The organism is Halorarius litoreus (assembly GCF_024362405.1).
Classification (GTDB): Archaea; Halobacteriota; Halobacteria; order Halobacteriales; family Haloarculaceae; genus Halorarius; species Halorarius litoreus.
This window is the reverse complement of sequence record NZ_CP101454.1, coordinates 1,825,042-1,838,192: the sequence shown is the minus strand read 5'-3', so window position 1 is coordinate 1,838,192 and position 13,151 is coordinate 1,825,042. Positions and strand designations below refer to the sequence as shown.

Sequence of the window (13,151 nt, the reverse complement as noted above, 5' to 3'; positions counted from 1 at the left end):
ACTATCGAATCTACTCGTGAGCGGTTTCACTGCTCACGACTCGGTCGCTACGCTCTCTCGTCGATTCGCGGCAGAAGCATGCCGCCTCCCGGATTTGAACCGGGGACAGCTCGATCTTCAGTCGAGTGCTCTCCCAGTCTGAGCTAAGGCGGCTCGCATCCACACCGATGCCGGTTCGGGAAAAAAGGATTTCGAAAGCCCGCCGTCGGGTATTCGAAGCCGTGAAACGCGATTCACAGCACGTAGCGGCGTCAGGTAGACCGGTTGGGTGCTCGGTGCCTGCTCAGATGAGGAACACGTCCGCGCCGTCGAACTCGCGGCCACACTGTGCACAGACGTACGTCATCCCGTCCGTGCTTTCCAGTCGCCCACCGCACTCCGGACAGTCGGACCCGGCCTGTGAAGACATACCCGCACTCGCTGCCGTCGGTGTATCAAGCTTTCGCGGGCCGCCAGCGGTATCGGTGCGCGTTGTCGACTCGCAGCCATGCGCCCCGCCGCTCGCGCGCTCGCCGTCGCCCTCCCCGCCACGTTCCTGCTCGCGTTCGTCCTCTCGCCGGGCCCGACCGGCGTCGTCCCGGTCGTCGGTGGACTGCTCGGCACCGTGGCTCTCGGTGCGGTCGTTTACACGCGGCTGGACTGATGCTGGTGAAGAGGGTCTCGGGTGGAATTGAACCACGGTCGCGGGTCCTATTTAAACCCCCAGTTGCTGACAGTTTGTCGAGACTGTGCTGAATACATAGCGCGAATCGGTCACGAGCGATGGTCGCTTTCGCGCCGATCGGGCCGGTGGATATCGAGAGAAGAGATATCGGGGGTCCGTTACAGCCACCCTGAGGGAAGCTCACCCTCATTTTCCAGCAACACCTCCAGTACTGGCCGAATCTCTTCGAAGTTCGGGCCTTTCGACACCTCCTTCGTCTCCTGATTCCGGTCGATGAACCCATACCGTTCCAGTTTCGGGAGGTGGCTATGTTTCATCATGATGAGACGCTGGAGCGCTTCGGTATCCGACTCCGAGGCGTCGACGACAACAGGGACATCGTCCTGGGGGTTGTGATCCAGTAATGCCACCAGCAACTTTCGGCGCTGCACGTGTGCAAGCGCATCCAATATGTCGTCAAACGACAAGGTCTGAGATACTGTTGCCATATATGCAATTGGCTTTCACCGCAGGAATATGTGTACGAATTTAACTCTCTGTGATGTTTTTATTAAGTGGGTGAATCGGTACTGAAGTGACCGCTAAGTAATGCTAATCGGTCGCGCTGTGATTTCGGCGCCTTCCGAAATTGACAGCTAATGCCACCTTCTGGGATTGTCGCAAAGTAGCGAGACCGAAGCCAACGACATCAGTCGTGGGTAACCGAGTTAGGCATAATATTTGAGTTCCCGGGTGACCGCGCTGAGGTAGGCACAGCGGCAGCTCCCATACCCAACATTGGTGGGAATGGTCCGCAGTGTCGGAGCAACTCGTATTCAGCCGGTAGCTACCCAGTTAGAACTGCTTCGAAGGAGTATCAATTCGGAACGTTCCGACCCAGTACTACTTTTCACCGCGGACCGGTTCGGTGAACAGGACGACTGAGTGCTCTTCCCCGCCGATAGTCGAGTGTGCGCTCCCGCTCCGCCGGAGGCCGAATTGCTCGAAAAACTCGCCACCCTCGACGGCACTTGAGAGCACTCGAGCAGCTAGCGGCCGGTCCCCGCGTGCCTCCTGGATTCGCTCGACCAGTGCCGTCCCGATTCCCTGTCCACGGGCCTCGGGATGGACGTGGAGCCAGCCGATCGTCACCTCGCTCTCGGCCGTCGCATCCACGAAGCCCTGGATATCGACTCCCGCGCCATCGTCGGCCTCAGCGACGAACAGGAGGTTGGCTGAAGCCTCGATGCGGTCGGTTAATGCGGCCTTGGAGAACTGTTCCTCGAGAATTCCGTCGATGGTACCGGGGGCGAGCGAGTACGATGACTCGTACGACTTCCGGGCGATGTCCGAGATTCTGGTGCCGTCTGCCGACACGGCAGGACGGATGTTCATACTCCGACTTCACCCCAGAGGGGCGACAATCCCCCACACGGTTCACCGCCTTAGGAGTCGTATAGGTGGAACCTTGCAACCAAGCCGGTCTCATGAACAGTGGACAGTAACCCGTGGTACTCTCCATCGACTGTCAATATAGCCCCTGTATCCGCGTTTAGACACTCGCGTGGGCGGTTCAATTGCACGATGAACCTCACAAAACAGAGCAATTGGTCAGTGCTCTCAATGCCGCAGACTCACCAGCAGGTTCGTCCTCTAGAAGATGACCGATGGACTGCTCCACGGTGCGTCATCCAATCAAGGATAAAATAGTATTCTCCGCTCTGGTGGGAGGGTCGCGTCTAGAAGTTGTCCTTGAGTCGAATCTCGTCGTCGGTTACGGTGTGAATGCGGTTGTTCTCAAGGGGATAGTCGTCCTGGTCGGCTTCGCCCCAACCGAGTTTCGAGCGAAGGGAATCAGCTAGCCCCGGGTCCGCATTCACGTATGCGGTACCGGATTTGACCTCCGTGACCATCCCGATTTTTTCTCCGTGAGAGTCGACTACAGCTTTGCCTTCGTCGTCTTCAGTTACGTGGTCTCGCTCCATTGCCTCTGAGCGTATTCCTCGGGTGATGGTTGTTATATCGATGCTATCCGAAACGGGGAGTCAGTAGACTCGCGTTACACCAGTCCAGCGATTCACACAGTCTCGTCATCCGAAGGGTTCGGACATGTCCGAGGTATTCACGAACGGCTGCACTCCAGGGGTATACTATAGGATGCGCGACGTACTCGTATCGTATATTGGTAGTCATGTGGACGCCGGATCCAGATCGATCCGTCGCAACGTCCGTCTGGACGGGCTAGTGATCGCGGAGGCCGTCGGGTGAGGTTTCGTCACCCACCGCATGCAGCCGTTCGGCGACCGAGTCGAGATGTTCGATACCGACCACCGCGACGGTGTCGCCTTCCTTGCGGAGCTGTAAGAGTCGAGCAGCCATCTCTTCCTCTCTGGCCACATCTTCGAGTCGGGAGGCTTGAGAGCGACTCGCAGTCCGAAACGCATTCATAAACGAGCGGGACCGATGCACCTGCGTGCGCTCGTCGCGTGCTTGGTCGTCTGGTGTGTCCGCCCAGTCGATGTCGTGTGAGACCGGCGAGTCAACCTCCAGTCGGACCGAGGTGCGTGCGCCGACAGCCGCCGCAGCACGGCAGATGACCGCGTGTTTCGTTGTATCGACGGCATCTGAGACCAGGTTTCGAACCGTCTGTAGCGATGGCCGTTCCCGAAGCAGGTTCCGTCCCAGCCGTTGGAAGAAGCCCCCGGTCGGCCGGTCAATGCCGACGATAGTGCCCGTAGCGGCGGCCTGAATCGCCGCACTCATCTCGCCGCCGAAGACGGGCGGGCTTCGGTCGGTGCTCGCGTACTGTTTGAACAACGGGATCGAAATCGGCGGCAATTCCAGCGCGAGCACTTCCGGGTCGAGTTCCGTGACCACCTGTCGAACGCGGTACGTACTCGCCGGATGGTCGTGGACGACGCCGACGAGTGTCAACAAACCGTTATTGCTCGACACCTGACGTATGTATTCACCAGTTACGCGCGGGTCCGAGTCGGTGTCGACAGTCGATGGGGAGCCCATTAAGTGAGGATTACCATCTCTTTGCGTGCGTCTATTTAAATCCGTCCCAAAGCCATGTGCTGACGTGCCAACGCTCCGTCAGTACGTAGGCATGTTCAACGGCTGATTCAAGGATTCATTGGAGAACATAGCGGAATCTTCCTCAATTCACCTCGACTGAATCAGCTGAGCCTGCGTGAAACCAATCAGCAATCGGTGCTGAATACACCCTCTATATGCAGCACGGCGCTTTTGACAGCGTTCGGTGAGGTCTCAGCGGGCGTGCTGAATACAACGCGCAAGTCGGTCATTTCGTAATTCGGTATGCACAAGTGATGACCTGCATTTCACAAGGAGAGAAAAGAACTTGTTGTCCAGTGGACAATTCAGTAGTAGGTCATGATCACACTCGATTCTACACAGCAACGATTCACGGGGTTGCTTGTGGGACTATTCGTTCTCGGAGTCGCCCTCTTGGTTGGGAATTTACCCGGCTCTCCACTTCGAAGTGGGACTGTTCAATTGGCAGTAGTTCTTGGTTTCCCTCTGTTGATTGCTCTGCTCGCGTATCTTCGGTTTGCTCCCTCTGTCATCTGGTGGGAGATCGTCCTATTGGGGGCTTGGGGATTTCTCGGAATAGCCGTGACCGCATTCATCGGATTTTTATCGACGATGAACGCAGCAGGTGGCTATCCCGGTGCAGGAATTGAACTCCTACAGAACCTTAGCCTGTTCATTGCAGTAACTGCCAGCTTGAGCATCCCATACGGATTGGCAGTAAATTCCGTGAAGAGAAACCTCGAGTGGCCCTCGTAAGTTCGCTTCTCGCTCCGATTGTACTGGTTATTCTCTTCAGCATCCTCAGCTCAGTCCTGTGACCAACTACGCGAGACACACCCTCTGTATGTTGCACGAGGTCCCTGTCAAGTCATGAGTATTTCAACAGTATCCGGTCGCTCTACTTTCACTCCGGATGGCTTGTGTTGAAGAAATATCTAGACGTGTATGAAGTATGGCTGAATTAGACTGTGAGAACTGTGGCTCATCATATTACGTTCGGCCATCGAAGATCGACCGGAGCAGATTCTGTAGTCGAAAGTGCAAGGACGGCTTCCACGCGAATCGTATCGAGGCCGTGTGCGAATACTGCGGTTGCACCTACGACGTGAAAGCCTCGAGAGCTACCGAGACACGGTTCTGTAGTCGAGAATGTAAGGATGCAAACAAGCGCGCGCAGCCAGAGAAGAGAGTCGTCGTCACGTGTACGGTCTGTGGCAAATCGATCGAGCGAACCCCTCATGAGGCGAGGATTCACGACCGATACGACTGCAGCACCGATTGTCAGTCTGTCTGGATGCAGGACAACTGGCACGGAGTCGATCACCCGAATTACCGTGGCGGACCGAACCACGATTTCGGTGAGAACTGGCTTGAGAATAGGCAGCGAGTACGCGAGCGGGACGTTATCTGCCGAATCTGTGGAGAGGATGGTACCAATACCTATCTAGATGTCCACCACATCGTCCCCGACGCTCGTTCGAAAACGTCGAAGACTCGAACAGAGTGATGAATCTCGTCCTGCTCTGTCGACCCTGTCACAACAAGGCTGAGCGTGGCGTCGTCCCCTCTCCTCATCCGTACCTCGAATCACCCTCTACTGCGACAAGTATAGAAGCGTTCCTCCGGGTTCTAGAAACCGTTTGACATCCTCCCCGCGCTGAAGCGTGAGGATTCCCGACCGCAGTTGGGATATTAGGGTTCGCGGTTAGCAACCTGTTCTCGTGGGGCGAAACGGCCCTCACTACGGTCGAACAGGCGAACCGCTGGCTGTGCCAACCAGCCGTTATCCCTATCACCGCCATCCGTGGCGAGACTCGGGAGTACCTTTTGCCGAATGTTCTCCGCACCATTCACGTCCGCGTTCGCAACCATATCGCACTTCTCACACACGTACAGTCCACGTTCCACACGCTGATTCTTGTCTGTGTGACCACACGCCGAACACGACTTCGACGTGTTGCGTTCCGACACCAAGTCCACGTTGATACCTTCCGCTTCCGCCTTGTAGTCTAGAAGCGTCGTGAAGCGGTCGAACGCCCACCCGTGTAAGTCGAGATTGCCGTGGTCTCCCCAAGTCCGAGGTTCGCCGTTCTCGTCATCCTCACGGATGCCACCGAGGTCGCCAACGACAAGCGTCCCAACACCTCGTTCGACGCACTCCTCCACGATTGCTTTCGAGAGTGCGTGCAAGAAGTGCGTCCGCCGACCCGTTCGCTTTCGGTCAAGACGCTTTGCCTCGCGTGAAGCCGAATCGTCCGTCTCGGCACGCTTCTTCGTGAAGTAGTATTCGTCCTCTTTGAGTGCGCCACCGGGATACAACACGGAGTCACCGCCGAAGGAGACGGCGGCGAAGTTGCAAATCCCGAGGTCAACACCGGCCACGTCGTCACCCGGCGGTTCCGGGTCAATAGTGGTGCAACAGACGAACTGGAGTCGCCACTCGTCACGCTTGTAGACGGCGCGAACCTGTTGAATATCCCACTCGGTCAGGTCAACATCCGGGCGAGTCTGGTACTCGCAGAGGATGAAGTCTGAACGGTGTTCTTTGAGGTTGCGGCCTTTCGAGAGGCGGACACGGGAGAACTGTGCGTCGTGCTTGAAGCCAGCCGTTTTGAATGACACGGTTGAACGAGGGTGGGAGTCACCGTGTTTGCGGTAGCCGGGCGGTCGGGCACGGTCATCACCGTTCCGACGCTTGCCGAACCAGCCGTTGAAGGCTTCAGCGAGTTCTTCGAGAACGCGCTGACTGGATTGAGAATGTAAGTCCGTGTAGCGTTCGTGGCTTTTGAGTTCAGCTTTGAGTTCCCCGTCATCGGGAATCTCGCCCGTTTCATCCCACTGTTCTTGTACGTAGTAACGACCGACGTTCCAGAGTTTTGATGCGGCCCATCCGAGTTGGTCGAGGTCGTCACGAACCTGTTGCTGGTTCGTGATGGTGGCCTCGAAAGTTCGGACGGTTCGACCCATTTCCTGGCTTCATAACTAGTTATGAACGTCGTTTTGTTAATAGTGTTGGTTGACGTGGAATATCCGGCCTTGCCATCGACGGTGGTTTGTGTAGGGGTTGTCGGCTGTATCCCCGCCCTGAAGGGCGGGGTTTTAGCCTTGCAACTTCCATAATCGGCAGAGTCGAGTGGCCTGATGGACGCTTCACTCCTCACGTTGCTCGGAGCAGAGGCGATGGGCACGGGCGGAATTGAACCACGGTCGCTCGCGCTGCTCGCTCCCTGCTTCAATTCTTTCGAGGAAATACTCGGCTCTCGCTGACGCGAGAGCACTCGTATGGGCCCGGGCGGAATTGAACCACCGATCTCTTCCTTGTAAGGGAAGCGTCATACCACTAGACCACGAGCCCTCGCATTCGACCACTCGACGGGACGGAATAGCCCTTACGTTCCGTGGCGGAACGCTTACGCCCGCCGCAGACCGCTAGCCGGTATGGACAGACGGGTCGTCGTGCCGCTGGTACTCGGACTCGCCGCAGTCGGCCTCGTCGCGCTCTCCGTAGGGGCACTGGACCCCCTGTTGACCACCGAGGGATACAACCCGACCACGCCGACGGTGGACGGGACGGATGACGGCACGGCTGACGGCACGGCCACCAGGACGCCGTTCGCGTACGACCACACAACCGTCACCGTCGTCGACGCCGAGACCGGTGAGGAACTCGGAACGGTCGAGACCGCCATCGCCGACACCTACCGGAAGAAGTACACGGGCCTGTCGAAGACCGAGTCACTGCCCGCCGACAGGGGCATGTTGTTCCCGTACGACAGCGAGGGCTCCCACACCTACGTCATGCGGGAGATGGACTTCGGCATCGACATCGTCTACATCGGTGCGAACGGCACCATCACCAAAATCCATCACGCGCCTGAACCCCCCGAGGGGGAAGACGGCGAGAACTACCGGTATCCGGGCACCGGCCAGTACGTCCTCGAAGTGAACTACGAGTGGACCACCGAGCACAACGTCACCGAGGGCGACCGGGTCCGCATCGAGGGCTACACGTCCGCGTGAGTCGCTAACGCGCCTCTATCAGGTACGTTACTGAAGCGTGCTTGAGCGAACCCTTTTCCGGGCCAGTCCCGAACGCTCGTTCAATGGAGGTAGCGACGGCCGACGACGACGACCCGTTCGAGGAGCAACGGGAGCGGGCCGAGAACCCGATGCGGCGGCTGTTCACGGAGTACGGAGCGGAGAACAAACCCGCGTTCGTGGTCGGGCTGCTGTCGAGCGTGGTCGCCCGGGTGCTCGACCTCATCCCGCCGGTACTGCTCGGACTGGCAGTCGACGCCATCTTCTTCGACAACAAGGCGTTCAGCCTGCTGTTCGTCCCCGACGCGTGGATTCCGGCCACCGAAATCGGGCAGCTGTGGCTCACTATCGGCATCATCTCCTTCGCGTTCTTCGGCGGCGCGGCGTTCCACTACAGCCGCAACTGGGGGTGGAACTCCTTCGCCCAGCACATCCAGCACGACATCCGGACGGACACGTACGACAAGATGCAGCGGCTGAACATGGACTTCTTCGCCGACAAGCAGACCGGCGAGATGATGTCCATCCTCTCGAACGACGTCAATCGCCTGGAGCGGTTCCTGAACGATGGGATGAACTCCGCGTTCCGCCTCGGCGTGATGGTCGTCGGCATCGCCGTCGTCCTGCTGGTGATCAACTGGCAGCTCGCACTCGTCACGCTGTTCATCGTCCCCCTGCTGGCGCTGTTCACCCACAAGTTCATCCAGACCATCCAGCCGAAGTACAAGGAGGTCCGCTCCTCGGTCGGACAGGTCAACTCTCGTCTCGAGAACAACCTCGGCGGTATCCAGGTCATCAAGACCTCGAACACCGAGAGCTTCGAGTCCGACCGCGTCGACGACGTCTCACAGGACTACTTCGACGCGAACTGGGACGCCATCGGGACGCGCATCAAGTTCTTCCCCGGCCTCCGCGTGCTCGCGGGCGTCGGGTTCGTCGTGACGTTCCTGCTCGGCGGGCTGTGGGTGCTCGGCGAGCCGCTCGGCCCGTTCACCGGACGGCTCGAACCGGGCGAGTTCGTGACGTTCATCCTGCTCTCGCAGCGGTTCATCTGGCCCATGGCGCAGTTCGGGAGCATCATCAACATGTACCAGCGGGCGTACGCCTCCTCGGCGCGCATCTTCGGGCTGATGGACGAGCCCTCGCGCATCGCCGAGGACCCCGACGCCGAGGAGCTGGTCATCGAGGACGGCCATGTCACCTACGAAGACGTGACGTTCGGCTACAGCGAGGAGGTCATCGTCGACGACATCTCCTTCGAGGTCGACGGCGGCGAGACGCTGGCGCTCGTCGGCCCCACCGGCGCTGGGAAATCAACGGTCCTCAAGCTCCTGCTCCGGATGTACGACGTCGACGAGGGCGCCATCACCATCGACGGCACCGACCTCCGGGACGTGACCATCCCCTCTCTTCGAAGACAGGTCGGCTACGTCTCACAGGACACGTTCATGTTCTACGGGACGGTCGCCGAGAACATCACCTACGGCACGTTCGACGCCTCCCGCGAGGACGTCGTCGAGGCTGCCAAGGCTGCCGAGGCGCACGACTTCATCACGAACCTCCCAGAGGGGTACGACACGGAAGTCGGCGAACGCGGCGTGAAACTCTCGGGCGGACAGCGGCAGCGCATCTCCATCGCCCGCGCCATCCTCAAAGACCCCGAGATTCTCGTCCTCGACGAGGCGACGAGCGACGTGGACACGGAGACGGAGATGCTCATCCAGCGGTCGCTCGACAAACTCACCGCGGACCGCACCACGTTCGCCATCGCCCACCGCCTCTCGACCATCAAGGACGCCGACCAGATCGTCGTCCTCGAGGACGGTCGCATCGTCGAGCGGGGGAGCCACGACGAACTCATCGGCGAGGACGGTCTCTACGCGCACCTCTGGGGTGTGCAGGCCGGCGAAATCGACGAACTCCCCGAGGAGTTCGTCCGGCGGGCACAGGAGCGGGACGCACAGCGAGTCGAATCTGACGACGACTGAGTAACGGCCGAAGGTTCAAGTGCGGGAACGCGGCCACCCACCCCGTGACGTAGCCGTCGTCGCGGGGCGAACTCGGCAGGTGTGCGGTCCACCGTCCCGTGCCAGCCGGAGCAAGGACCGCCTGTTCGCCACAAGGTATTCACCGGGTCGAGCAACTGGTGCACCCATGGATAGACGCCAGCTCGCCCTCCCAGCGGTCGTACTCGGTCCCGTCGTCGCCCTCGCGCTGGTCGTCGGGCTCGGCGTCTCGAACCCCCTGAACAGCGGCCCCGGCGCCTTCGCCGTCGGGGTCGCACAGCTCCTCCTCGGGCTCCTTGGGGCCGGCGTCTTCGCGCTCGGCGTCCACGGCTACCGGACGGGACGGGTCAGACCCGCCGTGTTCGCCGCGGCGACGGTGCTGGCGCTCGCGGTCGTCGCCGGCGTCGGCGCGTACTACGAACAGTACGTCGGCTTCCTCGTGCCGATGTGGGTGTGGGGACTCGCGGTCGCCGTCGCCATCGCCGTCGGCTACGGGGCGACGACCCGGCTCGTCACCCCTGATCCCGCCACCTGAGGACGAACAACCGTTTCAAGACACGGCACCACGTGGCGACCACATGCACCTCGCCGAGCACTCGTGGACCGACGCCCGGGACGCCGACACCGACCTCGCGCTCCTCCCCGTGGGTAGCACCGAGCAACACGGCCCGCACGCGCCCCTTGGCGTCGACTTCATGAGCGCCGCGGCCATCGCCGAGGCCGCCGCCGAACAGTTCGAGGACGAACACGACCAGGAGGTCGTCGTCGCCCCGCCCATCCCGGTCGGGATTGCGGAGGAGCACCGGGCGTTCGACGGGACGCTCTGGGTCACCGAGGACTCCTTCCGCGCGTACGTGAGTGACGTACTCCGCTCGCTCGCACACTCGGGGTTCGACCGCGTCGTCGTCGTGAACGGCCACGGCGGCAACACCGGCGCGCTGTTCGAACTCTGTGCGCGAGCCACCCGCGACGGCGACTGCTACGCGGTGCCGTTCACGTGGTTCGACGCGGTCGACTCCGACCTCGACCTGGGACACGGCGGCCCCGTCGAGACCTCGATGCTACTCGCCATCGACCCCGACCTCGTCCGCGAAGACCGCTACCCCGAGGCAGCAGCGGGCGCCGGTGAGCGATTCGGGGTCTGGGCCGGCAGCACGAACCTCGCGTTCGACTTCGACGAGTTCAGCGAGTCGGGGAATCTCAAGGACCCGACGCCCGCCACGAAGGAGGAGGGTGAGCGACTGCTGGCTGCGTCGGCTGCGGCGTGTGTCGAGGTACTGGAGGCGGTCAGCGACCGGGAGCGGTAGTCACCCGAGCGTCGTCTCGGTGAGTGGGTCGGCGTGCGACCGGTAGACGGCGTACGTGCGTTCTGCCCACTCGCGCCCGATGGCGTCGTCGGTGTCCACGAGCACCCGCAGGGTCCCCGTCTCCTCGTCGTAGCCCCCGATGGCGACGGCGTCGTCGAAGATGGCGAGCCCATAGGGGAGCGCCTCCCGGGTGAGCAGCGTGAGGTCACCGCGTTCGACGGCGGCGCGCGCACGCTCGGGGGCGACCTCGAACAGTCGCTCGACCGTCGCCGGGAGATACACCTGCTCGACGTCCGTGCCGGCGAACAGCGTCTCGGCGAACGTCTCGACCGACAGCGGGAGCATCGGCGTCGTGTTGAACCCGCGGAACGTCGACGACGCGCGCAGGAGTTCGACGAACCGGTCGACGGGCGCGTACGGTGCTTCGGGCGTCGCCTCGGTGACCGTCGCGTCCGCGAACGGCTCGACGACGAACTCCTTGTGGTCCGCACAGATGAGGTCGAGCAACGGGGCGAGGTCGTCGGCCGTCTGGACGTTCCGCTCCAGCCGGAGCACCTCCTCGGCGACGACCTCACCCGTCCCGGTGAGTCGGAACCGGCCGTCGACCTTCTCGGCGAACCCACGGTCGGTCAGCCAACGGGTGAACCGGTGGCTCGTCGCCTTCGAGACGTCGAGCTGGGATTCGATCTCGCGACGGTCCATCGGTTCGTCGAGCAGCGCCTCCAGCACGGGGCCGTGCTGGACGACGTCGACGAGTTCCCCGCTCCCGAGTCGGCGGTCACCGGGGCGTTCAGGCGGACGACGCATCGCCAGCGCGTTGCGGACGAGTTCGTCGTAGACGGTCGTGCCGCCCGACGCTCCAGGGTCAGAGCGGTCCATGACTGTGACAATGACCCACACGCCGATAACCCTATCTCAGGTCGTGACACGCGTTTCTCCCCGTGAGACAGTTGTTATCGTTCGACTCACGGTTCGGTAGGTGAGGCTAACGGCCGTCCAGTCCATCGGTTTTCTATGGCACAGACACTGCAGTCCGAGGCCGACGCGTTCGTCGAGCGACTCGTCGACGCCGTCGACGGCGCGTTCCTCGTGTTCACCGTCTACATCGGCGACCAGTTGGGCTACTACGAGACGCTGGTCGACGAGGGAGCGCTCACGTCGACAGCGCTCGCCGAGGCGACCGACACGGACGAGCGGTACGCCCGTGAGTGGCTCGAACAGCAGACGCTCGCTGGCGTACTCAGCGTCGACGACCCGGACGCCAGCGCCGACGAACGGCGCTACTCGCTGCCCGAGGGCCACGTCGAGGTGCTCACCGACGCCGAGAGCCTGAACTACCTCGCGCCGCTCGCGCAGGTGTTCGTCGGCGCGGCACTCCCCATCCGAGCGGTCGTCGAGGCGTTCCGGACCGGCGAGGGAGTTCCATTCGCCGACTACAGCCCCGACCTCCACGAAGGCCAGGCACGCATCAACCGCCCGGCCTTCCGACACCTGCTGGGCGCAGAGTGGCTGCCGACGATGCCGGACGTCGATAGCCGACTCCGGGAACCCGGTGCCCGCGTCGCGGACATCGGCTGTGGGTTCGGCCACTCCTGTGTCGGCATCGCCGACGCGTATCCCGAGGTCCACGTCGACGGCTACGACCTCGACGCCGAATCGGTCGAGGCGGCCCGCGAGGTCGTCGCCGAGGCCGGACTCGCTGACCGCGTCGAGATTCATCGTCGTGACGCGAGCGACCCCGACATCGAGGGCGCGTACGACCTCGTGACGGCGTTCGAGTGCGTCCACGACATGGCTGACCCGGTGGGTGCGCTGGCGACGATGCGCCGACTCGCCACCCCCGACGGAACGGTGCTCGTGATGGACGAGCGCGTGGGCGAGACGTTCGCCGCGCCCGAAGACTTCGACTGGATGATGTACGGCTGGAGCGTCCTCCACTGCCTGCCGGTCGGCCGGGCCGACACCCCCTCGGCCGCGACGGGGACCGTGATGCGCACGGACACCCTCCGCGCGTACGCCGAGCAGGCGGGCTTCACCTCGGTCGAGGTGCTGCCAATCGAGACGGAGTTCTTCCGGTTCTACCGGCTGGAGGGCTGA

At 61.7% G+C, this 13,151-nt stretch carries 14 protein-coding genes and 2 tRNA genes; 7 read left to right on the top strand and 9 right to left on the bottom strand.

What is annotated here, in order from left to right:
• Positions 1–79 precede the first annotated feature (79 nt).
• Together NL126_RS09350 and NL126_RS09345 are read right to left on the bottom strand one after the other, a co-directional pair.
• Positions 80–153: transfer RNA gene (locus NL126_RS09350), tRNA-Phe, on the bottom strand.
• Positions 154–283: 130 nt separating this feature from the next.
• Complete coding sequence (locus NL126_RS09345; RefSeq protein ID WP_255198653.1) at positions 284–409, bottom strand: hypothetical protein; 126 nt, start codon at positions 407–409, stop codon at positions 284–286.
• Between the two features lie 78 nt (positions 410–487).
• On the opposite strand from NL126_RS09345, the gene NL126_RS09340 reads away from it, so the two are divergent.
• Positions 488–643 carry a hypothetical protein gene (locus NL126_RS09340; RefSeq protein WP_255198652.1) on the top strand — a complete coding sequence of 52 codons (156 nt, stop codon included), beginning with the start codon at positions 488–490 and terminating at the stop codon, positions 641–643.
• A gap of 179 nt (positions 644–822) precedes the next feature.
• On the opposite strand, the gene NL126_RS09335 is transcribed toward NL126_RS09340, so the two are convergent.
• The 4 genes from NL126_RS09335 to NL126_RS09320 all read right to left on the bottom strand — a co-directional run bounded on the left by NL126_RS09335 (position 823) and on the right by NL126_RS09320 (position 3,580).
• The gene (locus tag NL126_RS09335; protein WP_255198651.1) at positions 823–1,152 is read right to left on the bottom strand and encodes a transcriptional regulator; all 330 of its coding nucleotides are present in this window, start codon (positions 1,150–1,152) and stop codon (positions 823–825) included.
• Between the two features lie 394 nt (positions 1,153–1,546).
• The gene (locus NL126_RS09330; RefSeq protein WP_255198650.1) at positions 1,547–2,038 is read right to left on the bottom strand and encodes a GNAT family N-acetyltransferase; all 492 of its coding nucleotides are present in this window, start codon (positions 2,036–2,038) and stop codon (positions 1,547–1,549) included.
• Between the two features lie 344 nt (positions 2,039–2,382).
• A complete protein-coding gene (locus NL126_RS09325) occupies positions 2,383–2,628 on the bottom strand; it encodes a DUF8593 domain-containing protein (RefSeq protein ID WP_255198649.1) in 246 nt (81 codons plus the stop codon).
• Between the two features lie 256 nt (positions 2,629–2,884).
• The gene (locus NL126_RS09320; protein WP_255198648.1) at positions 2,885–3,580 is read right to left on the bottom strand and encodes a TraB/GumN family protein; all 696 of its coding nucleotides are present in this window, start codon (positions 3,578–3,580) and stop codon (positions 2,885–2,887) included.
• Between the two features lie 462 nt (positions 3,581–4,042).
• Here NL126_RS09320 and NL126_RS09315 point away from each other — a divergent pair, with 462 nt between their 5' ends.
• On the top strand, positions 4,043–4,459 hold the full coding sequence (locus tag NL126_RS09315; RefSeq protein WP_255198647.1) for a hypothetical protein: 417 nt from the start codon (positions 4,043–4,045) through the stop codon (positions 4,457–4,459).
• 936 nt (positions 4,460–5,395) lie between these two features.
• On the opposite strand, the gene NL126_RS09310 is transcribed toward NL126_RS09315, so the two are convergent.
• Both NL126_RS09310 and NL126_RS09305 read right to left on the bottom strand, forming a co-directional pair.
• Positions 5,396–6,670, bottom strand: a complete 1,275-nt coding sequence (locus tag NL126_RS09310; RefSeq protein ID WP_255198646.1) for an RNA-guided endonuclease InsQ/TnpB family protein — start codon at positions 6,668–6,670, stop codon at positions 5,396–5,398.
• A gap of 316 nt (positions 6,671–6,986) precedes the next feature.
• Positions 6,987–7,058 (bottom strand) — tRNA-Val (locus NL126_RS09305).
• 83 nt (positions 7,059–7,141) lie between these two features.
• Here NL126_RS09305 and NL126_RS09300 point away from each other — a divergent pair.
• From NL126_RS09300 to NL126_RS09285, 4 genes are all read left to right on the top strand, one after another.
• The gene (locus NL126_RS09300) at positions 7,142–7,723 is read left to right on the top strand and encodes a DUF192 domain-containing protein (RefSeq protein WP_255198645.1); all 582 of its coding nucleotides are present in this window, start codon (positions 7,142–7,144) and stop codon (positions 7,721–7,723) included.
• Positions 7,724–7,806: 83 nt separating this feature from the next.
• Positions 7,807–9,729, top strand: coding sequence for an ABC transporter ATP-binding protein (locus tag NL126_RS09295; protein WP_255198644.1), 1,923 nt, complete (start codon positions 7,807–7,809; stop codon positions 9,727–9,729).
• Positions 9,730–9,895: 166 nt separating this feature from the next.
• A complete protein-coding gene (locus NL126_RS09290) occupies positions 9,896–10,282 on the top strand; it encodes a hypothetical protein (protein WP_255198643.1) in 387 nt (128 codons plus the stop codon).
• Between the two features lie 43 nt (positions 10,283–10,325).
• A complete protein-coding gene (locus NL126_RS09285; protein WP_255198642.1) occupies positions 10,326–11,054 on the top strand; it encodes a creatininase family protein in 729 nt (242 codons plus the stop codon).
• Here the strand turns inward: NL126_RS09285 and NL126_RS09280 are convergent, their stop codons facing one another.
• Complete coding sequence (locus NL126_RS09280; protein WP_255198641.1) at positions 11,055–11,933, bottom strand: helix-turn-helix transcriptional regulator; 879 nt, start codon at positions 11,931–11,933, stop codon at positions 11,055–11,057.
• Between the two features lie 135 nt (positions 11,934–12,068).
• On the opposite strand from NL126_RS09280, the gene NL126_RS09275 reads away from it, so the two are divergent.
• A complete protein-coding gene (locus NL126_RS09275) occupies positions 12,069–13,151 on the top strand; it encodes an SAM-dependent methyltransferase (protein ID WP_255198640.1) in 1,083 nt (360 codons plus the stop codon).

Coding starts and splice junctions, on each gene's coding strand:
- NL126_RS09280 (WP_255198641.1), bottom strand. CDS start 11,933: ATGGACCGCTCTGACCCTGGAGCGTCGGGCGGCACGACCGTCTACGAC.
- NL126_RS09325 (WP_255198649.1), bottom strand. CDS start 2,628: ATGGAGCGAGACCACGTAACTGAAGACGACGAAGGCAAAGCTGTAGTC.
- NL126_RS09300 (WP_255198645.1), top strand. CDS start 7,142: ATGGACAGACGGGTCGTCGTGCCGCTGGTACTCGGACTCGCCGCAGTC.
- NL126_RS09295 (WP_255198644.1), top strand. CDS start 7,807: ATGGAGGTAGCGACGGCCGACGACGACGACCCGTTCGAGGAGCAACGG.
- NL126_RS09335 (WP_255198651.1), bottom strand. CDS start 1,152: ATGGCAACAGTATCTCAGACCTTGTCGTTTGACGACATATTGGATGCG.
- NL126_RS09310 (WP_255198646.1), bottom strand. CDS start 6,670: ATGGGTCGAACCGTCCGAACTTTCGAGGCCACCATCACGAACCAGCAA.
- NL126_RS09345 (WP_255198653.1), bottom strand. CDS start 409: ATGTCTTCACAGGCCGGGTCCGACTGTCCGGAGTGCGGTGGGCGACTG.
- NL126_RS09330 (WP_255198650.1), bottom strand. CDS start 2,038: ATGAACATCCGTCCTGCCGTGTCGGCAGACGGCACCAGAATCTCGGAC.
- NL126_RS09285 (WP_255198642.1), top strand. CDS start 10,326: ATGCACCTCGCCGAGCACTCGTGGACCGACGCCCGGGACGCCGACACC.
- NL126_RS09290 (WP_255198643.1), top strand. CDS start 9,896: ATGGATAGACGCCAGCTCGCCCTCCCAGCGGTCGTACTCGGTCCCGTC.
- NL126_RS09340 (WP_255198652.1), top strand. CDS start 488: ATGCGCCCCGCCGCTCGCGCGCTCGCCGTCGCCCTCCCCGCCACGTTC.
- NL126_RS09315 (WP_255198647.1), top strand. CDS start 4,043: ATGATCACACTCGATTCTACACAGCAACGATTCACGGGGTTGCTTGTG.
- NL126_RS09275 (WP_255198640.1), top strand. CDS start 12,069: ATGGCACAGACACTGCAGTCCGAGGCCGACGCGTTCGTCGAGCGACTC.